The sequence below is a fragment of the Shewanella sp. JNE2 genome, from assembly GCF_023159115.1.
In the GTDB taxonomy this organism is placed as follows: domain Bacteria; phylum Pseudomonadota; class Gammaproteobacteria; order Enterobacterales; family Shewanellaceae; genus Shewanella; species Shewanella putrefaciens.
In genome coordinates this window covers 1,036,269-1,057,833 of sequence record NZ_CP096169.1, presented here as the reverse complement: position 1 = coordinate 1,057,833, position 21,565 = coordinate 1,036,269, and the positions used below count along the sequence as shown (strand labels likewise).

Genomic DNA, 21,565 nt, shown 5'->3' with positions numbered 1-21,565 from the left:
ATTGAATTCAAGTATGTATAAATTTTCCAAAGGCGTTACCTTAGTCCTATTTTCACTAGCGTTATCAGCCTGTAGCAGCAGCCCTGATGATAGCGATATTGCAGCCAAAACCTCACCTGATGTGCTTTATTCTCAGGCAAGAACCTCCATGGAGCTTGGTAATTACGCTAAAGCTGTCCGTTCTTTGGAAGCGCTAGACTCTCGCTTCCCTTTCGGACCGCATAAAACCCAAGTTCAATTAGACTTGATTTATGCTTATTACAAAATGGATGATGTCGCTTCTGGTATCGCCAATATAGACAGATTTATCCGTCTTAACCCAACCCATCCTAATATCGACTATGTCTACTATATGCGAGGACTGGTCAACATGCAGGCTGATAACTATCTATTCCATGATATGTTGAGTATTGATAGAACTGACCGCGATCCTAAAAATGCCCAAGATGCCTTTAAAGATTTTGACCGTTTAATCAAAACCTATCCTAACAGCAAATATGCTGCTGATGCACAAAAGCGCATGTTATCGCTGAAAAATCGCTTGGCAAAATATTCCATTCAAGTTGCCGAATATTATCTCAAAATGAACGCTTGGAGCGCCGCGGCAATCCGAGCTCAATCAGTACTAGAAACATATCCTGGCACCCCTTCAACAGAGCGGGCCTTAGAAATAATGATAGAAGCTTACGGCGAATTAGGTCAGAACCAGCTGAAGCAAAACGTGCTCATGGTAATGCAAGCTAACTATCCAAACAATGAAATCTTATCAAACTAGTTAAGAATGCCCCTTTGAAGGGGCATTCTTTTTAGATATGTTCATCCTTTCTAACTAACGAAGTCATGCGTCTTTATCGATTTTTAATCTGCCCGAATGAGTAATAGTACAGCGTAATCCCTTATTCGAGTAAAACTTATGCAACTACACCCATTTTTAGGTTATTTAGTAAAAATCTATTGACTCAAAACCCGAAAAGCCTTTAAATTGCGCCCGTCGCCCGAATAGCTCAGTCGGTAGAGCAGAGGATTGAAAATCCTCGTGTCCCTGGTTCGATTCCGGGTTCGGGCACCATCTTTAAATAGGTTGCGATAGCCACTTATGTTAGAGAACTGCGATAGATACAGTGCAGGTGTGGTGGAATTGGTAGACACGCCAGCTTCAGGTGCTGGTGCTCGCAAGGGCGTGGAGGTTCAAGTCCTCTCACCTGTACCAAATTGCAGTTCAAAAGTTAAAATTCACAGTGTTAAGATTGTCAATTCGATGAAATATCGAATAGCCATGCAGATGTGGTGGAATTGGTAGACACGCCAGCTTCAGGTGCTGGTGCTCGCAAGGGCGTGGAGGTTCAAGTCCTCTCATCTGTACCAACATTAAACCTCGCTAAGCGAGGTTTTTTTGTATCTAAAATAAAATTTTCCTCCATTTCTCTTTAACTCCCGCAAGTTTGCTATAACTAATCTTACAGACTCATCATAGGGATAGCTTGAGCTCTGCCCAAAGGACTCATTTAGTTCACAGAGGCATCCATATGAACGGCCTACAAATTAAACAAAAAATGTTTATCGGTATTTTAGTTCCACTAATCATGCTCCTTATGATCGGTTTTATTGCCGTAAATATGATGGGAAAAATTGAGGTTGGTGTCGAACGTATCTACAACGACAGAGTGGTTCCACTTGATGACTTAAAAGTCATTGCTGATAAATATGCGGTAGATGTAATTGATGCCGTCAATAAGACCAATGCTGGCGGTTTGAGCGCATCGGATGGTGCAAGTGCACTTGAAAATGCAAAATCAACCATTACTCAATATTGGCAAAAATATTTAGCGACGGAGCTTACTTCAGAAGAATCAGTCTTAGCAAAACAAGCTGAGGCACTCTTTGCGCCTGCAAACCAACAGATAAATACCCTTACTGCACGCTTAAGAAGTTTAAACGGTAATATCACAGGCCAACTGAACGACAATATTATGCCGCTCTACCACGCGATAGATCCCATTAGTGGCAAAATATCGGAGCTAATTGCATTACAGATCAAAATTGCAGGACAGGAAAAAAATACCGTTAAAGACATTTATCAATCGTCTATTACGATTTTCATCATCTTATCGGCTATTGCCATGTTAATCAGTATTTTAATTGGCCTATGGGTTAACCGCAGTGTCATGAACCCTATCAGCGATATAGTAAATAAGTTAAGGACCATCCATCAACATTCCGATCTCACCATTAAGTTTAAGACCTTCAATAATGATGAACTTGGGCAAATCTCAACTAGCCTAAGCCAAGTGATTGAGCACTTAAGAGGTATTTTGAATTCCATTGCCGAAGCGGCAAATACCGTTAATCACTCAGCAACCGATCTTAGTAGTTTTACTCAAGCAACCAATAAACGTATGCAACAGCAACAAGCGGAGACAGAGCAAACTGCCACAGCAATGAACGAAATGACGGCAACCGTTGCAGAAGTCGCCCAAAGTGCGGCTGCAGCAGCCGATTCAGCCAAAGATGCAGATACCTATGCTGCCAACGGTAATAGTATTGTGATGCAATCCATTGACAGTATGTCGCAGCTTTCCGATCAAATTCAAAAAACGGCAAAAGTTATCGGCTTTTTGGCTAATGAAAGCCAAAATATTGGCCGAGTGCTCGATGTGATTAAAAGTATTGCGGAGCAAACTAATCTACTGGCATTAAACGCCGCCATTGAAGCCGCTCGCGCGGGGGAACAAGGTAGAGGCTTTGCTGTCGTGGCCGATGAAGTAAGAACTCTTGCCCAACGTACCCAAAAATCAACCCAAGAAATTGAAGCCATGATAGCGACACTACAGCAAGGCGTAAAAGAAGCGGTAAGTGCCATGGAAATAGGTATTCATCAGGTGGATGATGCCAATGATAAAGCTAATCAAGCAGGTCAAGCGCTCAAAGAAATTGTCACTTCTGTTGATAGCATCACAGAATTAAATACCCACATAGCGACCGCAGCAGAAGAGCAAAGCAGTGTAGCAGAGAGCATTAATCGCAGCATTATTGCCATTAGCGATATTGCCGAACACTCTACAACGTCGGCGGCTGAGTTAAGTGAGTCGGTGATAAATTTAACAAAACTCGCCAGCAGTATGCGCAATCAAGTCAGTGCCTTTAAACTCTAATTTAGAGAACAGCCTCTGAGTTTAGATTTTTATGCAAACAATCTCAGCCGCGGTGAGAGTTCGACTCTCACCAGGTTGAAGCTGTTCATCTAACACTATGTCACCAATGGATAACCGATGTAGACCAATCACAGGATTACGAAATCGGCCAAACATACGCTTTATTTGATGGTATTTACCTTCTTTTAACGTCACTTCAGCCAAATGGGAATCGAGGATAACCAGTTTTGCGGGTTGAGTCGTGATATCTTCAAAACCAAAATACATACCTTCAGCAAATGCTGTTACATAATCATGTGTTAGTGGATTTGCAAGCGTCACACGATACACTTTATCGACTTTTTCTGTTGGTGACATAAGCGCCTCGGACCATCGACTATCGTTAGTCAGGAGCAATAATCCAGAAGAATTTAAATCCAGTCGACCCGCGATATGCAATTCGTGCCGATATTCATTATCAAGTAGGTCGATTACCGTCTTATGTTGGTTATCCTTAGTCGCACTCACCACGCCAACAGGCTTATGTAACATCATATAAACCGGAGTATTGGCCTGTAAAACTTGATCATCGAGTTGGATATGGGAAAACTCATCCACTTGTCTGTCCATCTCTTTAACAATCTGCCCATCCACTTGCACACGCCCAGATAGCAATAAATCACGCACTAATTTGCGGGGCATCTGCATCTTCGCGCTTAAATATCTATCGAGTCGACCACGTTTAGATTGCATGTTGCCTCAAACATCATAAAAAGAACAAACGCTCACTGAGTATACCGTCTTAACAAGGCGTTTATGGTACTTGTGGGGTGAGTGACACAATTCGATATGCACAACGGCGTGCACCTTCGATAATATGCTCTTCTCGATTCACGGTGGCGATATCTGCAAATAGTTGCTGAAATAATTGCAACTCTGAGCGGCAAAAATTTAAACAATGTGTTGCAGCAGCGCAGATAGGACAATGATTTTCGAGTAGAAAATACACTCCATCGATTTGCTCCATCGTCGCCATATAACCTTCGTTCGAGCGTAATTTCGCAAGTATGGCCAAACGTGTCGGAATATCAGTAGCACCTTCCATTGCGGCACGATATTGGACTAACGCACTTTGCTCCCTGTGACCGATAAGCTTATCCAAGCCTTGGTCGCCAAAGATCATTTTTACCGAGTCAATCAGCTGTACCGTTAATTCCTCATGGCGATCGGCAAAGTGAGTGCGGCTTTGCTCAGTCAAGCCCCAGTAACGTGTTGGGCGACCGCGACCTTCCACTCTATCCTCAATATCCACATCACCCATATCTTCCAAAGCCTGAAGATGTTGACGCACCCCCATAGTTGTTAACGCCAATTCCTCCGCTAAGGTTTTAGCGGTGAGCGGGCCATGCAACTTGAGTAGTTGAATAATCTTATCAGTGGTTTTCATTTGAAATCTCCAGTCTTCGCAACGGATTATCCCCCATTCGCCCGCTCTTTAACAGATTAAATAAACTTTTTTATTTACTTTATCCTTTACAAGATTAAATAAAGCAATTACCTTACAAATAATTTATAAACAAATAGGTTTACTTAATGAAGTTACTCATCATCAGCACCAGCCAAAGACCCGATTCACAAAGTGCTAAAGTCGGTCGTTATATCGCGGAAAGCAGTTTCTCATCGCCCCATACTATGGGTTACGACACGATACATCACTTAGAACTATGCCTGTTTAATCTGCCCTTTTGGGACGGAGAAGAAAACAACAAAGGTGAACACTGGCCCGAAATAGGGCACAGAGTCGATGAAGCCGATGCGCTAGTGCTGATCACCCCGGAATGGGGCGGTATGGCATCACCATTACTGAAGAACTTTTTGTTGATGTGTACTCGTGAAGAAACCGCCCATAAACCCACCTTGTTAGTATCAATATCGGATGGTATTAGCGGTACCTACCCTATCGTTGAACTAAAAATGAATGCACTTAAAAACAATAAATTAGTGCCCATCCCCGATCACTTAATCATTCGCAATGTCAGCCATGTACTCAATGCCATCCCTGAGAGTACCCGCGATATCGCGCTTAGGGAAAGAGTGCAATACAGCTTATATATGCTGCATCAATACGCCCAAGCATTAGCCCCCATTCGTGAACAACATGCCAATCAAGCGTACCCAAAACAGCAGGAATACTGTTACGGTATGTAAGCGGCTTGAGATTTTAACCACCAGCAACAGACTAAAATCATTACAAGGAATGCATTATGATTCATTTAGAGCATATCAATTTAGTGGTAGACGACATCCCTGCAGCACTTCGCTTTTATCAAGCGGCTTTTCCCCACTGGCGCGTACGCGGGGGTGATAAAGGCACTTGGTACGGCAAACCGCGTAATTGGATTCATTTTGGCGATGATTATCAATACATTGCTTTTAGTGACAATGGTGAAGGTGAAAACCGCGATTTAACGGGTCACCAAATAGGCCTAGCGCATTTTGCCTTTGTGACCGACGACTTAGATGCTGTGATAGCAAGACTGACCCAGGCAGGTTTCCCTATTGCCAAAGATGGCATGGAAGACCCCTATCGACGCAATATTTACTTCTTCGACGCCCATGGGTTTGAAGTGGAATTTGTGGAGTATTTAAGCGATATCCCTGCAGAGCGCAATCGTTATTGATGCATAACAGCGGAGGATCTATATCAACTTTCGGCTCAAATCATAAATAATTTATCGATATGATTGGGCTTTATCGGCATAAGTGGATAAATAGGTCCACTTTGCCATCATGCACTCACGCTTAAAGTCGTTACTTTGAAAGCGGAAATCGCTACACTAGCCGCCACAAAGCGAGTTTCTAATTAGATAACACTATGCCTACGCCTTATTCCTATTCCACAACTTATATCCTAGATAAAGCGCATTTTGATGAATGTTATACTCAATCTGTCACCCCAGATCCCACACTTAAACCCTATTACAAAGGGATTGGGCTGGTACTCATAGGTATCGCGCTTATCTTCACCGACATTAGCCTGTATTTAGCTTACTTCTTCGTAGGGTTAGGCGTTATCGAGGCGCTGAATGTGAAATACCATAAAGCTTGGTGGCTGATGCGGCAAATGATGAGTAAAGCGGCCAGTAATGACGTTACCCTAACCATTGATGAACAGGGTATTCGCACTCAATCACAATATGTTAATAGCCAAATACTGTGGACGGATATATACCGTATTAACGAAACTGAAAAAGGTTTTTTGATCACCCATAAAGCAGGCACCAGTTATATCTCTTCAAGCTGTTTAGATGACTCAGCTATCGCTTACATAAAAGCCAAAAACTGAACAAAAAAGGCTGATTTTCATCAGCCTTTTGTCTATTGCCTCGGATCGAAATATTATTTTCTCAACTCACCAATCGGCAATATAGTACGGCCATATTCATTGTTCAGTACTTGTGCCATCGCAAAATAAATTGCGCTAGCACCACAAATAATGCCCTCAAACCCTGCAATAGTGCCAATTAGGGCATTACCCGTAAAATCTCGAGCGGCGAGTAGGAAGAACAATACAGTAAGTGAAGCAAAAACAAATTGCTTAGCCCTTGGGTATCGTAATGAACCCACAAACATAAACGCTGTAAAAATACCCCAAAGCGTCAGATACCATCCCATAAAATAGGTTGGGCTCGCCGCAACGCCCGCATTCGGCATCAAAATTAATCCAACAAGGGTTAACCAAAACAAGCCATAGGATGTAAAAGCCGTGGTCCCAAAGGTATCCCCACGCATAAAACACATAATGCCAACAATGACTTGACCAATACCACCATAGAATATTCCCATGGCTAAGATCATAGAGTCTATCGGGAAATATCCCGCATTATGAATATTTAACAGAATCGTCGTCATACCAAAACCCATTAAACCTAATGGGGCTGGATTAGCCAGTTTTGTCGACACTACCGTTCTCCTAGAGAGTCACTAAATTGATTAAAATCAAAATATTAATAAAATACATCACATTTATCTGTTTCTGTGAGCGGCGCATTTTAGTAGACATAAACATGACTCGCAACGTAAAGTTTAAAACATCAAGAAAATCAAAAATAATCAATAAATATCAATCAATTACGAAATAAATAAAATAAAAATTAGCATTTCAATATTCTAATTAATAAATATTCTTTTTAGATTCAAATAACTACCGTAAACCCTAGTCAGAACGTGCTTTAGATCGCGATTCTTACGCAATATTTGCATTGGTTCAAAATTTACTTTTTTAGCGATACCAAATATAAGATCAAGCGTTTCTATAAACAGGGATATTTATTAACTTCATCCCAATAAAGTAAGAAAAACGACATAAACCGCACTTTTGACAAAATAGTAACCATTGAATAACGACTGCAGATGGAACTTTTCGCATGCTGCTAACTCAATAGCTTAAAGACCGCGAATGCATAAAAATGAATTATGGGTATAGTCAATTGGAATAGGGTAGATGTGGCAGTATGATGACAACAGCCTTTAAATAGTCTGAGAAATACCCCAAAGTATGATGTCGACTTACGAGCACAGCACGGAAAAATTCACTCACCAAATTAGCTAAAAATTATTTATATCTAAAAAATAATAGCAGTGATAAATTGCTGCTGTTGGCACATTGAATTAAGAGAACAAATCTTAGTCTGTTGTTAACAATCAATAACTAAAGGAAATAAAATGAAGAAGTTATCAGCTCTTATCACTCTTTCGGTATTCGTTAGTTTTGCACCATTTGCCAATGAATCTCCGCTCCCCCCTGCCCCTGCGTCCGACGTTGCCCAGTTGACAGAGGTATGTCAACAGATGGCATCTGAAGATCAAATAGACAATGCTGAATTACCACAATATGTGCTCGATTGTGTAAACGATCAATTGACTGAAATGGGCTATCAAACGATTAAAGAACTCAACTAAACTTGACTCATTCGCTTCCTTTAGCGTGATCCTATACATTTAGCTTTCACTGCTTACTACCGTGCCATTCATCCTATTGAATGGCACAATATTTTGTGAAACGGGCGCATTTTACACAATTCTCACATCAATAACGCCTCAAAAAGACACAAAATAATAACAAAAATTAACATTCAGGGCTGACGACATCACCACGTAAAAATGGGTGGGGGTTATACTTTTTACATTTATATACAGTGAGTTACAAAAAACTCATTGCTACTATTCATCTGACATCTGTATCATTTTGCATCCATACTAGCTAAACCTCTGTCGAATGAAGCATAAAATGCTAATCTCTTTTCTACTTATCACGACTTCGACCCATAACGCTTAATCATGTATCGTATTTTACTTATCCTGCTAATCACCCTCTGCATCCCCTTAGTAGGAATGGCGAAAGAGACATGCTCTACGAAACATGAGTGTATCGAAATGCGGAATTGGGATTTAGGCATAGCTATCGGATGGGGGCAAAAAACCAATCCATTAAAGGATTTTGACGATATCCCAGTATTTTTCATCCCAACAGTCGCTTACTACGGCGAGCGTTGGTTTTTCGATAATGGCAATATTGGCTACAGTTTAACTGAACAAGAATATTTTAGTGTTAATGTAGTGACAAGTTATAGCTTGGACAGAGCCTATTTTTATCGCTGGGATCCTTCAAATGTCTTTCTTGCTCGCAGCTCGCAAACTGCAACCAATTTTACAGATCGTCCTGCACTGAGTATTAGCAGTGAGCCTGAGCCTGTCTTTAATTCATTAGAATCGCGCCACTTTACTATGCTCGGTGGTATAGAAGCCTTTATTTATAGTCAATTAGGTACAATCAGATTGGCATATTCCCACGATATGTTCAGTGTGCACTCTGGCTCAGAGGCACAAGTAAAGTGGACTTATGGTTGGCATGTAAATCAATGGATTCTCGATTTATCCTTAGTCTTGGATTGGAAAAGTCAAAATGTCGTAGATTATTACTATGGTATCCGTCCAAGCGAAAATGCCTATTGGAGCCAGAAATATCAAGCCAGTTCAGGTTGGAATAAAGGTGCTGAAGCCACGGTACGCTATATATTAACAGATAATTGGGATCTGCTATTGGCAGTTCGTTATACTCAAATTTCCGATGAAATTGCCGCCAGTCCCTTGCTTGATAAAGACTACAGCAGCACGTATTTTGTTGGCGCAGCCTATAGGTTTTAACATTAGTGACTCCCCCTCAGATTAACTTGCTTTGTGTGTTAACTCTCTGCTTGGGTTTAATTGGGAGCAATAACGCACAGGCAAAATCTGATAAGCACAATAATCTGAGAGTGACACCAGAAATTTGTATTACCAGCAATGATGAGCAAACTTGTGAGATCACGCTGGAATTACAGTGGGAACTCTCTAACGATGAGCTCGTTTGCATTTTATCCGACAATCCAGCTTATCCAAAATGGTGTAATGATTCGCTCAATCAGCGCACTGTCAATATTAAGGTAAGCACCTCGACTGATATTCAATTTGTCATGGTGAGTAAAGAGAGCAATCAAACCTTGGCAGGTGCCAAACTTAAAATCACGTCAGCTTCGCAGCCTCAGGTGCGCAGACGTTACCGTAACCCTTGGAGTTTATTTTAATGACCAGCCCACAAGCATCCCACAGAGTGTTATTGGTTGAAGACGATGTCCGTCTGGCAAATTTAATCGTCGATTACTTAAAATCCCACGGCATGCATGTCGAAGTGGAACGCCGCGGCGATACTGTTTTAACGCGTTTAATCAACTATAAGCCCGATATCATACTGTTAGATATTATGCTGCCAGGCATGGATGGCCTGAGCCTGTGTGAAAAATTACCTGACTATTTTGCAGGTCCAATACTGTTGATGAGCGCGCTTGGTTCGACTGAAGATCAAATCAAAGGATTAGAATTGGGCGCCGATGATTATGTGGTCAAGCCCGTTGATCCTGCGCTATTAGTGGCAAGAATTCACAACTTACTACGCCGTCAAAATCAACCACCACAGGCCGAATCCCATTGTTTAACCTTTGGCAAACTCAGTATCGATCCGCATACCCATGCCATTAGACTTGACGATAAAGAAGTCGATTTAACCAGCCACGAATTTGAGCTGCTATGGTTGCTGGCCTCACAGGCGGGACAAGTGCTAAGTCGCCAGTACATATACCAGCTACTGCTCAATATTGACTTTGACGGTAAAGATCGAAAAATCGATGTGCGGATCTCAAGACTTCGTAAAAAACTCAACGATAATATTGAGACACCTTTTAGAATTAAAACCGTTTGGGGACAAGGTTATCTATTTGCCCCAGAAGCTTGGAATAACTAAGTTACTACAGTGAAACGTCTCTTTATCAGCTTATATTTATTATTAAGCCTGAGCATTCTTGGCATCGGCTGGACACTCGACAGTCTGTGGCAAAAAAATGTGGATGACAATAATGCCCTCGATGCGCCGTTAGTGGCATTAGCGCAATTATTAGCTCAATTGCCTCCCGATACCCGCCAACGGTATCTGGAGGCGATCCCAGCGAATCCGGTGATGCCACTGCAATTACTCAATGCAGATCAAGTCGCGCTGGCAGATAATCAAGCGTTAAGCACAAGCAAGGTGTTCACCACCACGGCCAATGATGATAGCTTGCTGCAATTTATTCGAGTAGACGATCAAGTCTTAATGGCGGGGCCGCTGGACATCGATCCCAGAGCCAACCTTCGCAGCCTGTTCACTCTGTTCTTTTATTTATCACTCGCCCTTGTTGCGCTAATTTGGGTCGGCCCGCTTTCACGGGATTTGAGCATACTGCGTAAGGCCACCAAAGAATTTGGCGAAGCCAAATGGAACACTCAGATTAGCCTGTCAAATCGATCACAAGTCAAACCATTAGCCGATACATTTAACGAAATGGCGCGCCATATCAGCGCCTTGATTGAGAACCAAAAACACCTCTCTAATGCGGTTTCCCATGAGATCCGCACGCCTCTGGCGAGGCTCAAATTCGCTCTTGCACTTATGCCTATGTATTGCCAGCCAGATTCGGACGAACAGAAGCGACAAGACTTTCTCGACGAAATGCAGCTCGACATCAAAGAAATGGAAGACTTACTTCAAGAACTGCTAACCTACGCCAGCTTAGAGTCCCAGCGAGAAGGAATTCAATTAGACGAATACGATTTAATTAACCTTATCAATCAAAGTATTAAGCGTCTAGAAACCTTAAGTCCAACGCCTATAACGCTCAAGGCCGAAGTCGAAAAACTCCCCTTATTCGGAGAACCCGCATTAATCGAACGGGCGCTGCAGAATTTACTGACCAATGCACAACGCTTTGCCCGCACTGAAATCATCATTGAGGTTAAGCAGACCCTGCATAGGGTCAATTTAAGTGTGAGTAACGATGGCGAATCTATCCCTGCGGTGGATTTACCCAAAGTGTTCGAGCCATTTTATCGCAGCCAATCGGTGCAGAATGGTAATAAAGGGCACGGTTTGGGACTGGCGATCATCAAACGTATTATGCAGCGCCATCAAGGGGATGTAAGCGTCGTCAGCGATACGCAACATACCCGCTTTAGTTTAATCTGGCCAAAGAAACGTAAGCAGTGATAAGCATTAGGATTAGATAAACAAAAGTCACTCATGCATCTCACTCGCAAATGTAAAAAGCGAGTTAAACAAGCTAATTCAACCTATTAGTCTAGCTCGATGTCCCCAAAATCCAGATCGGCTTCGGGCTCAGGCTCAAAATTCAACTGTGGATTTAACGCTGCCCTTTCTTGCTCTATTTGTGCTTGCCTTGCTTTCATCATCGCTAACTGACGACGACGTTTGCGTTGAGTACACAGGCGAATAACATCGTACTTTTGCGCATCTGAAAAGGTTAACCAATTGAATCTTTCGTCACGGCTTCGCAGGCAACCATTACAGTAACCGCGCGCATCGGTGGCACACACACCGATACAAGGACTGGGGATCTCAAAAAAGGCTAACTGTTCCATCACCTGCTGCGATTCCTCACTAAAAATCAACCATACTCAACACAGCGCGCTAAGACGATGCCGTTTTATTGCATTCAAAGCGATTCAAATACAACATGCTTATCTAAAAGTACTTGCAGTAACAACCTTAATCAAGGCACATTGAACAGAGTTTGTACAACTTGGAGTTCTATCATGGGATACCGTTACCTTGCCATACTATTGAGTGCTTTAGTGTTATTAAGCGCTTGTAGCAGTAAACCGAAAAACGATTACGATCTCAATTACGACTTCGCCGCACTACGCAGCTTTACCCAGCTCACACCACAGCCAACGGACGATCCGCTAAGTGCCCAGCGTATTCAAACAGAAATCAATGATCAATTGACTCAAAAGGGTTTTGTTGAAAATACAACATCACCCGATTTTAATGTCACCTACGCCTTACTGACCCAAGATAAGCCCAAAGATTCAGGACTATCCATTGGATTAGGCACAGGTACATTCGGAAGTTCGGGCGGGATTGGAATAGGTACCAGTGTTGGCGTTCCACTGGGGAGTGATACTGCTAAAATTCAAACCATTCAGATAGATATTGTGGACCCTAGGACAAAAAAGTTGATTTGGCGTGGGAGCGATAGTTTTGATTTTGATACTGGTGGCGATAAAAAAGCTCAAGATACGGCCAAAGCAGTCAGCCGAATTTTGGCGCAGTTCCCACCCCAAAAATAATCAGGTTAAAATGGGCGTATCTCCGCCCATTTTTATTTCATATCACTTAATATTTTTGGAGTAAAAGTCTAGAACTCAGGAAAAAAGCCCTGACGAAAGATAACGATCGCCCCTGTCACAAACAATCGCTACGACCACAGAATCCGGATATTGTTTAGCTATCTCCAGTGCTGCAAACACAGCACCGCCCGAACTGACCCCAGCACAAATCCCTTCTTCCCGCGCTAAAGTCCTCGCCATGGCTTTTGCATCTTGCTCTTCAATATCCATGACGACATCAACACGGGATGCATCAAAAATACCCGGCAAATACGCCTGCGGCCAGCGCCGGATCCCAGGAATGGCACTGCCATCGGCGGGCTGAAGACCGACAATAGTAATTTCAGGATTACAGCTTTTAAGGTATTTGGACACGCCCATGATGGTGCCTGTCGTCCCCATACTGGACACAAAATGGGTAATCTTGCCTTGGCTTTGTTGCCAAATCTCAGGGCCTGTCGTGAGGAAATGCGCATTAGCGTTATCTTGGTTATTAAATTGATCCAGCACCTTACCTTTACCCTCGGTTTGTAACCGCAATGCCAAATCCCGCGCGGTTTCCATATTATCCACCAGCATGAGTTCTGCGCCATAGGCTTGCATCGCATCCTTACGCTCCTGAGTCGAGTTTTCCGGCATAATCAGGATCATCTTGTATCCTTTGATGGCCGCCGCCATCGCGAGCGCAATACCTGTATTACCACTCGTTGCCTCAATAAGCGTATCACCAGGGCTTATCTCTTGGCGAAGTTCGGCCTGAATAATCATATTAAGTGCAGCGCGATCTTTTACCGAACCTGCGGGGTTATTGCCTTCCAACTTTAACAGCACAGTGGAAGTACCACAGTCAAGCCGCTGCAAGCGAACTAACGGAGTTTGCCCAATACAGGCTTCAATTGTCGGGAAGTCAGACACAAGGGTTATCCTTTACTTGATAAAACAGCTAAGCAATAGCCTATTCTAAGTGGGTTATCTCTCACAAACACGGTGAATATTGTTTATAGCATAAAATAAATCGCTCATAGTTATTCAAAAAAGTTCTATATGAATGGCTTTTTATAATTAATTAATTCTACTAATCTACAAGTTATCACGCTGATCAAGTTGCCAGATTAAGGAGTTTAAAATGTCCGTAAAATTGATAAAGGCCCTGCTGGGGACCCTCGTTCTGGGAACCTCGCTCAATGTAACCGCCGCAGATCAAACCCTGCTTAATTCCTCTTATGATATCGCACGGGAATTATTCAATGCCTACAATCCCGTTTTTGCCAAACATTGGGAAGATAAAACAGGTAAAACCGTCGAGATTAAACAATCCCATGCAGGATCATCTGCACAGGCACGCTCGATTCTGCAAGGATTACCCGCAGATGTGGTGACCTTTAATCAAGTGACAGACGTACAAGTGCTACACGATCGCGGTAAATTGATCCCCGAAAATTGGCAACAATTACTGCCTAATGCCAGTTCACCTTACTATTCCACCATTGCCTTTTTGGTACGTAAGGGTAACCCAAAGCAAATCAGCGACTGGGGTGATTTAGCGAAAGATGACGTTAAGCTGGTATTTCCTAACCCAAAAACCTCTGGTAATGCTCGCTACACTTATCTAGCCGCATTAGGTTATGCCCAGAAAAACCATGGTAAGGATAATCAGGCGGAACTGGATCAATTCCTGAAAAAGTTCCTCGGCAATGTGGCTGTATTTGATACTGGCGGCCGCGGTGCAACCACTTCCTTTGTTGAACGTGGGATCGGTGATGTATTAATTACCTTTGAATCGGAAGTGAACAATATTCGTCAGCAATATGGTACGGATGATTACCAAGTGGTTGTACCCAAAACCTCAATTCTGGCAGAGTTTCCCGTTGCTGTGGTTGAAAAAAATGCTAAGCGTAACGGTACATTAGAGATAGCAACTGAGTATTTGAACTATCTCTATAGTGAAGAAGCACAGCGACTACTGGCAGGATTCAACTATCGTGTACACAACGAAAAGGTTCAGGCAGAATTTGCTAAGCAGTTCCCTACGGTTGACCTTTTAACCGTTGAGCAAATCATCGGTGGTTGGGATAATGCAATGGAGACTCAATTTGCCAATGGTGCCAAACTGGATCAGTTATTAAAGCGTTGATATCACCTTTAATGTAGTAAGATATCAACCTAGAACCCGGGCAAAGTCCCGGGTTTATCGCTAATTGGCATTTATCAATCAGTGTTAGCCGTAAAATAGTGGCTTACATATGGCTTGAGCCAGTAATGAGCGAACACTATATAGAATATTGGTTTAACGCGATTAACCTTTTCGGGTGATTATTCTGTGATTTTTAATAACGGGCGTTTACGCCATAAGCGGGTTCTTCCCGGTTTTACCATCAGCCTAGGTGTATCCCTACTGTTTGTAAGCCTGATCCTATTATTGCCGACCACAGGCCTAATCATGCAGACCAGTTCAATGAGCTGGTCCGAATACTGGGGCGTGATTGCCGATCCCAGGGTGGTTGCCAGTTACCGAGTCACCATACTATCGGCACTCGCGGCATCATTATTTAACTGCCTTTTCGGATTATTACTCGCATGGGTACTCGTGCGTTATGAATTTCCCGGCAAACGCATTTTAGATGCCTTGGTAGACTTGCCCTTTGCCTTGCCGACCGCCGTTGCCGGTATCACCTTAGCGACCCTTTATGCGGAAAATGGCCAAATCGGTAGTCTATTAGCAGAATGGGGCATAAAAGTTGCCTACACCCCGCTAGGCATAGTGGTCGCGATGATTTTCACCAGTATTCCCTTTGTGGTTCGTACAGTACAACCCGTTCTCGAAGAGTTATCCCACGAGGAAGAAGAAGCGGGAATGACGCTTGGCGCCTCGGATATTTCGGTATTCTGGCGGGTTATTTTACCCTCCCTTTGGCCAGCATTAATGATTGGAACGGCACTGTCTTTTACCCGCAGTCTAGGTGAGTTTGGTGCAGTGATCTTTATCGCTGGCAATATGCCCTATATCAGCGAAATCACTTCGTTAATGATCTTTGTCCGCCTGCAAGAGTTTGATTTTGCAGGTGCCAGCGCCATTGCATCAGTGGTTCTGATGACCTCGCTATTGCTATTACTGCTGATAAACCTGTGGCAGGCGCGTTACCTGCGCCGCATTCATGGCCGATAAGGAGCGAATATGAACTCATTTAAACCCTTAAGAGTCGGTGAAGCGCCCCTAATCAAATGGAGCCTTATTACCCTCGCCGTGCTCTTAGGCTTGTTATTGTTGCTATTGCCGCTGGTGAGTATTTTTCAGCAGGCGTTTGCTGGAGGTTTGGAGCGCTATATTGGGCACCTAACTCAGCCGGATTCGCTACATGCGATTGGTTTAACGCTGATGGTGGCAGCACTGACAGTGCCCATCAATTTAGTGTTTGGCGTCATGCTGGCGTGGAGTGTGACTCGCTTTGAATTCCCCGGTCGCAAGTTACTGATCACGCTCATTGATATCCCCTTTGCGGTCTCCCCTGTCGTCGCAGGTTTGCTCTATTTGCTGCTCTATGGCAACAGTGGCTGGCTGGGCGAATGGTTATATGAGCACGATTTGCAGATCATGTTTGCTTGGCCGGGAATACTATTAGTGACCATTTTTGTCACTTGCCCCTTTGTGGCCAGAGAACTTATTCCATTGATGCAGCAACAGGGCGCATCGGAAGAAGAAGCCGCAGTGATCCTCGGCGCGTCATGGTGGCAACTCTTTCGCCGCGTGACCTTGCCCAATATCAAATGGGCACTGATTTACGGTGTGATCCTCACCAATGCCAGAGCCGTAGGAGAATTTGGTGCTGTTGCTGTAGTATCAGGTAACATTCGCGGCGAAACCAATACCTTACCTTTACATGTGCAATTACTGTACGAAGATTATCAGGCCGAAGCCGCCTTCGCGAGCGCGTCACTACTGGCCCTGATCGCCCTATTTACCCTAATGCTAAAAGCCGTAGTGGAATGGCGGCAACAACGCAGTTTAACCGCCAATGACAATAAAGAGCAGAGCCAATTATGAGTATTCGTCTTACTAATATTTCCAAGAAATTTGGCCAATTTCAGGCGCTTTCCCCCCTTAATCTCGATATTCAAGAAGGGGAAATGATAGGTCTACTGGGGCCATCTGGTTCAGGCAAAACCACACTGCTGCGGATTATTGCTGGTCTTGAAGGAGCCGATAGCGGACAAATTCAATTCGGCAACCGAGATGTCACCCAAGTGCATGTGCGTGAAAGACGCGTGGGTTTTGTGTTTCAAAACTATGCGCTGTTTCGCCATATGACGGTCGCCGATAACGTCGCCTTTGGGCTCGAAGTTATTCCTAAAAAACAAAGACCTTCGGCGGCAGAAATCCAAAAACGGGTCAGTCATTTACTCGAGATGGTACAACTCGGTCACTTGGCACAGCGCTATCCCGAACAACTTTCGGGTGGACAAAAACAGCGCATTGCGTTGGCCCGTGCATTAGCAACCCAGCCAGAAGTCTTGCTACTGGATGAACCCTTTGGCGCTTTAGATGCTAAAGTGCGTAAAGAACTACGCCGCTGGCTACGCAGCCTGCATGACGAATTAAAATTCACCAGCGTGTTTGTGACCCACGATCAGGATGAAGCACTTGAACTCTCAGATAGAGTGGTCGTGATGAGCAATGGTCATATAGAACAGATTAATACACCTGCTGAGCTATACTCGCACCCCAATAGCCGCTTTGTGTTTGATTTTCTGGGTAACGTCAATGTCTTTGAAGCCAGTTGGCAACAAAAACGCTGGGAAAATGGTCAAGCATTTTTAACACCTCCAGAACAGCAAGCACTGCAGCAAGATGGCGCGCTCTATGTCCGCAGTCACGAATTGGCGCTATCAGACAAGCCTAACAGTCAGGCCAATTTGCCGTTCAATATTGTCGCCATGACCCCCATTGGCGCCGAAGTGAGACTGGAATTAGCCCCACTCGGCTGGCATAGCGAAGAACCATGGGAAGCCAAATTTACCCACCATCATCTGCAGGAACTCGGGTTGCAAAAAGGCAGTGTGGTTTACGCCACCCCAAGAACAGGTTACTTCTTTGGCGCGCAGGGTGAGAGTTCACCTATTCGTCAAAGCTGGCCATTCCTACCACCAGGTAGCCTTGCTTTTGATATCTAAGCCTTTATAGCCATATTCATTCGATGACCGCGTTGGTCTATCACAGTGTGATGATGCGACCAACGCCATCGGTATTAGTTAATATAATGCCTATGTGTTTTCGGTTTTCATTATCTGTTATGAAACGAAAAGTGAACATAAACAGCCCAGTGAATCAGATTCTTACGACTTCCCCCCAAATAAGCCCGCCGTTAATCCCTTAAATAGCTTGATCAAAAACACAGTTGTCAATTTCAGTCTCATGTTTTGCCAGCAATCGAGGTAAACTATGGCGCAAGAACGTCCTCAGGCGTCAATTATCCCAATATGAAAGGTACCCACACATGATAGGCACTCCCTACACAGAGGGCGCACGACGCGCCATGTTGCTCGGCTGCGGTGAACTTGGCAAAGAAGTCGCCATTGAACTGCAACGCTTAGGCGTTGAAGTAATTGGTGTTGACCGTTACGCCAACGCCCCTGCCATGCAAGTCGCCCATCGATCCCATGTGATCAATATGCTCGATGCTAAAGCGCTGCGTGCAATCATCGAATTAGAAAAACCACACTTAGTCATCCCAGAGATTGAAGCCATCGCCACCCAAACCTTAGTGGAAATGGAAGCCGAAGGCGTGAATATTATCCCCACTGCCCGCGCAACTAAACTCACGATGGACAGAGAAGGTATTCGCCGCCTCGCCGCCGAAACCTTAGGTTTACCGACTTCACCCTACTTTTTCTGTGATACCGAAACCGAATTTAATCAAGCCATTCGCGAAATTGGTGTGCCTTGTGTGGTTAAGCCGGTCATGAGCTCATCGGGCAAAGGCCAGAGCGTTATTCGCGATATCGCCCTAAGCCATAAAGCGTGGCAATATGCCCAAGAAGGCGGCCGCGCTGGCGGTGGTCGTGTGATAGTCGAAGGCTTTGTTCCCTTCGATTATGAAATCACCCTGTTAACGGTCAGCGCTGTGAACGGCATTCACTTTTGTGCCCCCATTGGTCACAGACAGGAAGATGGCGATTACCGTGAGTCATGGCAGCCACAAGCCATGTCCGATGAAGTGTTAGCAAAATCCCAAGCGATTGCGAGCAAAGTCGTCGAAGCCCTTGGCGGTTATGGATTATTTGGCGTAGAGCTATTTGTTAAGGGCCATGAAGTGTATTTTTCTGAGGTCTCACCAAGACCCCACGACACAGGCTTAGTCACACTCATCAGCCAAGATTTATCGGAATTTGCCCTGCATGTTAGAGCGATTCTCGGCCTGCCTATTCCCAATATCCACCAGCATGGCCCAAGCGCCTCGGCGGTGATTTTGGCCGAAGGCACCTCAAGCAATATCCGCTATCAAGGGATTGGTGCGGCATTAGAAGCGGTCAACACTCAGCTTAGATTATTCGCCAAACCCGATATTGATGGTCGCCGCCGTTTAGGTGTCGCGCTTGCCCGTGATATCGATATCGACAGCGCAATCTGCAAAGCACTCGATAGCGCCAGTAAAGTGAAAGTCATCTTTTAAGCGGGTTTAACCGTTTAAAATTGGCTTTAAGCACAAGCGACACATCAAAGGGAAATGCGCTTTAATGCCATTTCCCTTTTTCAACACAGAGCCGCACTAATAAAAAGTGACGGCCCAAAATCGACAGTCCCAAATCGACAGAGTAAACTAACGCCCTTTCTTGCTAGCCCTCATCTTAAGTTGTGGCTTAACTCAGATAATTAACTCCGATAATTAACCCAGACAAGTAAAACCAACAGTAGACCCCAATATGCATCTTCAGCCTTCTTGCTTTACCTCTTTCACACAAGCCATTGATGCCTATGCCCTACCGCAGCGTTTTACCTTTCCTTTCTATTACGAACCGCATCCACTGTGCGTGATCGCTGCCAACGAATTACAACGCCACCTTGAGACTCAAAACAATTGGCAACATAACTTTGGCCTCACGGGTGAGTTAACCGGTGCCATAGGTAAAATGTTTGGTGTGCTTTTAGTACAAGATCCGCAGGGCGAAGTAGGCTATTTGTCGGCATTTTCGGGTAAGTTAGCCGAGCAAAACCATTGGCCACGCTTCGTCTCACCCGTGTTTGATATGCTGGCTAAGGATAATTTTTTCCACGCCGAAAATCTGCAAATCAACCAAATTAACGAGCAGCTACTTGCACTAGAAAATCACCCCGATATTCCTCGGCTATCGAGCGAACTCAACGCTGAGCAAGCTCAAGCACAAGCCAAGCTTGCCGCCCACAGGCAAGTGATGATCGATGGTCGCCAATCCCGCAAGGCGCAACGCCATCAACTCGCAGTGCAATGGGCTGCCAATCCGACGGATGAGACTTTGTGTGAGAACGCGGTAACAGAGGCTAAGCTTAGCCAAGAAAGCATAAATGAAAAGAATCAGTTAAGAGACATTAAACGCTATTGGGATGAACGTATCCATGCCATCAGCCAAGCGTTAACTCAACTGACAGATAAACGCGACGCGTTAAGACAACAGCGTAAACAGCTCTCGGCGGCGCTGCAGCAAAAGCTGTTTGAGCAGTATCGTTTTTTGAATATTCGCGGCGCAGAAAAAAGCCTTAACGGCATATTTAACGGGACGGTTGAGTTAACCCCGCCCGCAGGCTCGGGTGAATGTGCCGCGCCAAAATTATTACATTACGCCTTTAAACATGGTCTTAAACCATTGGCGATTGCCGAGTTTTGGTGGGGGGCGCCGCCAAAATCGGAAATTCGCCAACACAAACAGTTCTATCCCGCCTGTCTGCGCAAATGCCAGCCTATCTTGGGGCATATGCTCGAAGGGCTTGTTGTCGATGATAATCCTCTGCTTATCAATCCCGCCGAGGGTAAAAACGTGACAATCCTCTACCAAGACGATGCTATGGCGATTGTGAATAAACCCGCCGAGTTTTTATCCGTGCCCGGAAAAGAGATTGAAGACTCAGTGTATTCGCGCATGCGGCAAACGTTTCCCAATGCCACTGGACCACTTATCGTCCACAGGCTCGATATGTCGACCTCGGGATTAATGGTGATCGCATTGACAAAAGACGCCCATAAACAGCTGCAAAAACAGTTTATCCAGCGCACAGTGACTAAGCGTTATGTGGCACTTTTAGCAGGGATCCCTACAACAATGGCAGATCAGCAGGCAGCGGGACAAATCTCTTTACCCCTACGTGGCGATTTAGACGATAGACCGAGACAACTCGTTTGCCATGAGTTTGGCAAAGCGGCCCAAACCTATTGGGAATTAAGCCATATCGATGAAATGGCACGTACAGCCCGCGTGTATCTATTTCCTAAAACAGGCCGAACCCATCAACTCAGAGTGCACTGCGCCCACTCTGAGGGGCTAAATACGCCCATTGTGGGTGACGATCTGTACGGCACGCGTGCTAATCGGCTGCATCTGCATGCCGATTTATTGATGCTTCAACATCCCGTCACCCGTGAACAGATGCGCTTTCAAATTAATCCCGATTTTTGATTTTTACCTTACGAGAAAACCAAGCTTAAGAT

22 protein-coding genes and 3 tRNA genes are annotated in these 21,565 nt (G+C 44.4%); 20 read left to right on the top strand and 5 right to left on the bottom strand.

What is annotated here, in order from left to right:
• The first annotated feature begins 13 nt into the window (after window positions 1–13).
• From MZ182_RS04830 to MZ182_RS04810, 5 genes are all read left to right on the top strand, one after another.
• Window positions 14–775 (top strand): outer membrane protein assembly factor BamD, encoded by a 762-nt coding sequence (locus MZ182_RS04830; protein ID WP_248067343.1) that lies wholly within the window; start codon window positions 14–16, stop codon window positions 773–775.
• Window positions 776–993: 218 nt separating this feature from the next.
• Window positions 994–1,069 (top strand) — tRNA-Phe (locus MZ182_RS04825).
• Between the two features lie 54 nt (window positions 1,070–1,123).
• A tRNA-Leu gene (locus MZ182_RS04820) sits at window positions 1,124–1,210 on the top strand.
• 68 nt (window positions 1,211–1,278) lie between these two features.
• Window positions 1,279–1,365, top strand: a tRNA-Leu gene (locus tag MZ182_RS04815).
• Between the two features lie 161 nt (window positions 1,366–1,526).
• Window positions 1,527–3,152, top strand: a complete 1,626-nt coding sequence (locus MZ182_RS04810) for a methyl-accepting chemotaxis protein (protein WP_011790410.1) — start codon at window positions 1,527–1,529, stop codon at window positions 3,150–3,152.
• 21 nt (window positions 3,153–3,173) lie between these two features.
• Here MZ182_RS04810 and MZ182_RS04805 read toward each other — a convergent pair whose 3' ends face one another.
• Both MZ182_RS04805 and MZ182_RS04800 read right to left on the bottom strand, forming a co-directional pair.
• Complete coding sequence (locus tag MZ182_RS04805) at window positions 3,174–3,884, bottom strand: pseudouridine synthase (RefSeq protein ID WP_248067345.1); 711 nt, start codon at window positions 3,882–3,884, stop codon at window positions 3,174–3,176.
• A 61-nt stretch (window positions 3,885–3,945) separates the two neighbouring features.
• On the bottom strand, window positions 3,946–4,578 hold the full coding sequence (locus MZ182_RS04800; RefSeq protein ID WP_248067347.1) for a helix-turn-helix transcriptional regulator: 633 nt from the start codon (window positions 4,576–4,578) through the stop codon (window positions 3,946–3,948).
• A 146-nt stretch (window positions 4,579–4,724) separates the two neighbouring features.
• Here MZ182_RS04800 and MZ182_RS04795 point away from each other — a divergent pair, with 146 nt between their 5' ends.
• From MZ182_RS04795 to MZ182_RS04785, 3 genes are all read left to right on the top strand, one after another.
• Window positions 4,725–5,339 carry an NADPH-dependent FMN reductase gene (locus MZ182_RS04795; protein ID WP_248067349.1) on the top strand — a complete coding sequence of 205 codons (615 nt, stop codon included), beginning with the start codon at window positions 4,725–4,727 and terminating at the stop codon, window positions 5,337–5,339.
• A gap of 56 nt (window positions 5,340–5,395) precedes the next feature.
• Entirely contained in the window at window positions 5,396–5,812 is a 417-nt protein-coding gene (locus MZ182_RS04790; protein WP_011790414.1) for a VOC family protein, read from the top strand.
• A 194-nt stretch (window positions 5,813–6,006) separates the two neighbouring features.
• A complete protein-coding gene (locus MZ182_RS04785) occupies window positions 6,007–6,477 on the top strand; it encodes a YcxB family protein (RefSeq protein WP_011790415.1) in 471 nt (156 codons plus the stop codon).
• A 53-nt stretch (window positions 6,478–6,530) separates the two neighbouring features.
• Here MZ182_RS04785 and MZ182_RS04780 read toward each other — a convergent pair whose 3' ends face one another.
• On the bottom strand, window positions 6,531–7,094 hold the full coding sequence (locus tag MZ182_RS04780; protein ID WP_011790416.1) for an acetate uptake transporter: 564 nt from the start codon (window positions 7,092–7,094) through the stop codon (window positions 6,531–6,533).
• Window positions 7,095–7,856: 762 nt separating this feature from the next.
• Here MZ182_RS04780 and MZ182_RS04775 point away from each other — a divergent pair.
• The 5 genes from MZ182_RS04775 to MZ182_RS04755 all read left to right on the top strand — a co-directional run bounded on the left by MZ182_RS04775 (window position 7,857) and on the right by MZ182_RS04755 (window position 11,748).
• A complete protein-coding gene (locus MZ182_RS04775) occupies window positions 7,857–8,093 on the top strand; it encodes a hypothetical protein (protein WP_011790417.1) in 237 nt (78 codons plus the stop codon).
• 378 nt (window positions 8,094–8,471) lie between these two features.
• On the top strand, window positions 8,472–9,338 hold the full coding sequence (locus tag MZ182_RS04770; RefSeq protein ID WP_248067350.1) for a MipA/OmpV family protein: 867 nt from the start codon (window positions 8,472–8,474) through the stop codon (window positions 9,336–9,338).
• A 5-nt stretch (window positions 9,339–9,343) separates the two neighbouring features.
• Window positions 9,344–9,757: a DUF3019 domain-containing protein gene (locus MZ182_RS04765; RefSeq protein ID WP_248067352.1), complete on the top strand. Its 414-nt coding sequence runs from the start codon at window positions 9,344–9,346 to the stop codon at window positions 9,755–9,757.
• Window positions 9,757–10,470, top strand: coding sequence for a response regulator (locus MZ182_RS04760; protein ID WP_011790420.1), 714 nt, complete (start codon window positions 9,757–9,759; stop codon window positions 10,468–10,470). The genes MZ182_RS04765 and MZ182_RS04760 overlap by 1 nt, the downstream gene beginning before the upstream one ends.
• Window positions 10,471–10,479: 9 nt before the next feature.
• A complete protein-coding gene (locus tag MZ182_RS04755) occupies window positions 10,480–11,748 on the top strand; it encodes an ATP-binding protein (RefSeq protein ID WP_025008575.1) in 1,269 nt (422 codons plus the stop codon).
• Between the two features lie 86 nt (window positions 11,749–11,834).
• On the opposite strand, the gene MZ182_RS04750 is transcribed toward MZ182_RS04755, so the two are convergent.
• Window positions 11,835–12,140 carry a DUF1289 domain-containing protein gene (locus tag MZ182_RS04750; RefSeq protein WP_041411925.1) on the bottom strand — a complete coding sequence of 102 codons (306 nt, stop codon included), beginning with the start codon at window positions 12,138–12,140 and terminating at the stop codon, window positions 11,835–11,837.
• 174 nt (window positions 12,141–12,314) lie between these two features.
• Between MZ182_RS04750 and MZ182_RS04745 the strand changes: the two genes are divergently transcribed.
• Window positions 12,315–12,851: a DUF4136 domain-containing protein gene (locus MZ182_RS04745; protein ID WP_011918829.1), complete on the top strand. Its 537-nt coding sequence runs from the start codon at window positions 12,315–12,317 to the stop codon at window positions 12,849–12,851.
• Window positions 12,852–12,926: 75 nt separating this feature from the next.
• Here the strand turns inward: MZ182_RS04745 and cysM are convergent, their stop codons facing one another.
• The gene (gene cysM / locus MZ182_RS04740) at window positions 12,927–13,805 is read right to left on the bottom strand and encodes a cysteine synthase CysM (RefSeq protein WP_011918828.1); all 879 of its coding nucleotides are present in this window, start codon (window positions 13,803–13,805) and stop codon (window positions 12,927–12,929) included.
• A gap of 211 nt (window positions 13,806–14,016) precedes the next feature.
• On the opposite strand from cysM, the gene cysP reads away from it, so the two are divergent.
• The 6 genes from cysP to MZ182_RS04710 all read left to right on the top strand — a co-directional run bounded on the left by cysP (window position 14,017) and on the right by MZ182_RS04710 (window position 21,533).
• Window positions 14,017–15,024 carry a thiosulfate ABC transporter substrate-binding protein CysP gene (cysP, locus tag MZ182_RS04735; protein ID WP_248067355.1) on the top strand — a complete coding sequence of 336 codons (1,008 nt, stop codon included), beginning with the start codon at window positions 14,017–14,019 and terminating at the stop codon, window positions 15,022–15,024.
• Window positions 15,025–15,210: 186 nt separating this feature from the next.
• Entirely contained in the window at window positions 15,211–16,056 is an 846-nt protein-coding gene (cysT, locus tag MZ182_RS04730; RefSeq protein WP_011918826.1) for a sulfate/thiosulfate ABC transporter permease CysT, read from the top strand.
• A 9-nt stretch (window positions 16,057–16,065) separates the two neighbouring features.
• Window positions 16,066–16,932 (top strand): sulfate ABC transporter permease subunit CysW, encoded by an 867-nt coding sequence (gene cysW, locus MZ182_RS04725; protein ID WP_014610041.1) that lies wholly within the window; start codon window positions 16,066–16,068, stop codon window positions 16,930–16,932.
• Window positions 16,929–18,059 carry a sulfate/molybdate ABC transporter ATP-binding protein gene (locus MZ182_RS04720; protein WP_011790428.1) on the top strand — a complete coding sequence of 377 codons (1,131 nt, stop codon included), beginning with the start codon at window positions 16,929–16,931 and terminating at the stop codon, window positions 18,057–18,059. The genes cysW and MZ182_RS04720 overlap by 4 nt, the downstream gene beginning before the upstream one ends.
• 323 nt (window positions 18,060–18,382) lie before the next feature.
• Window positions 18,383–19,558, top strand: coding sequence for a formate-dependent phosphoribosylglycinamide formyltransferase (gene purT / locus MZ182_RS04715; RefSeq protein WP_061783014.1), 1,176 nt, complete (start codon window positions 18,383–18,385; stop codon window positions 19,556–19,558).
• A 250-nt stretch (window positions 19,559–19,808) separates the two neighbouring features.
• On the top strand, window positions 19,809–21,533 hold the full coding sequence (locus MZ182_RS04710) for an RluA family pseudouridine synthase (protein ID WP_248067358.1): 1,725 nt from the start codon (window positions 19,809–19,811) through the stop codon (window positions 21,531–21,533).
• Window positions 21,534–21,565 lie beyond the last annotated feature (32 nt).

Bases quoted from the DNA above. Each gene is read 5' to 3' on its own strand.
- MZ182_RS04830 (WP_248067343.1), top strand. From the start codon at position 14: ATGTATAAATTTTCCAAAGGCGTTACCTTAGTCCTATTTTCACTAGCG.
- MZ182_RS04810 (WP_011790410.1), top strand. From the start codon at position 1,527: ATGAACGGCCTACAAATTAAACAAAAAATGTTTATCGGTATTTTAGTT.
- MZ182_RS04805 (WP_248067345.1), bottom strand. From the start codon at position 3,884: ATGCAATCTAAACGTGGTCGACTCGATAGATATTTAAGCGCGAAGATG.
- MZ182_RS04800 (WP_248067347.1), bottom strand. From the start codon at position 4,578: ATGAAAACCACTGATAAGATTATTCAACTACTCAAGTTGCATGGCCCG.
- MZ182_RS04795 (WP_248067349.1), top strand. From the start codon at position 4,725: ATGAAGTTACTCATCATCAGCACCAGCCAAAGACCCGATTCACAAAGT.
- MZ182_RS04790 (WP_011790414.1), top strand. From the start codon at position 5,396: ATGATTCATTTAGAGCATATCAATTTAGTGGTAGACGACATCCCTGCA.
- MZ182_RS04785 (WP_011790415.1), top strand. From the start codon at position 6,007: ATGCCTACGCCTTATTCCTATTCCACAACTTATATCCTAGATAAAGCG.
- MZ182_RS04775 (WP_011790417.1), top strand. From the start codon at position 7,857: ATGAAGAAGTTATCAGCTCTTATCACTCTTTCGGTATTCGTTAGTTTT.
- MZ182_RS04770 (WP_248067350.1), top strand. From the start codon at position 8,472: ATGTATCGTATTTTACTTATCCTGCTAATCACCCTCTGCATCCCCTTA.
- MZ182_RS04760 (WP_011790420.1), top strand. From the start codon at position 9,757: ATGACCAGCCCACAAGCATCCCACAGAGTGTTATTGGTTGAAGACGAT.
- MZ182_RS04750 (WP_041411925.1), bottom strand. From the start codon at position 12,140: ATGGAACAGTTAGCCTTTTTTGAGATCCCCAGTCCTTGTATCGGTGTG.
- MZ182_RS04745 (WP_011918829.1), top strand. From the start codon at position 12,315: ATGGGATACCGTTACCTTGCCATACTATTGAGTGCTTTAGTGTTATTA.
- cysP (WP_248067355.1), top strand. From the start codon at position 14,017: ATGTCCGTAAAATTGATAAAGGCCCTGCTGGGGACCCTCGTTCTGGGA.
- cysW (WP_014610041.1), top strand. From the start codon at position 16,066: ATGAACTCATTTAAACCCTTAAGAGTCGGTGAAGCGCCCCTAATCAAA.
- MZ182_RS04720 (WP_011790428.1), top strand. From the start codon at position 16,929: ATGAGTATTCGTCTTACTAATATTTCCAAGAAATTTGGCCAATTTCAG.
- purT (WP_061783014.1), top strand. From the start codon at position 18,383: ATGATAGGCACTCCCTACACAGAGGGCGCACGACGCGCCATGTTGCTC.
- MZ182_RS04710 (WP_248067358.1), top strand. From the start codon at position 19,809: ATGCATCTTCAGCCTTCTTGCTTTACCTCTTTCACACAAGCCATTGAT.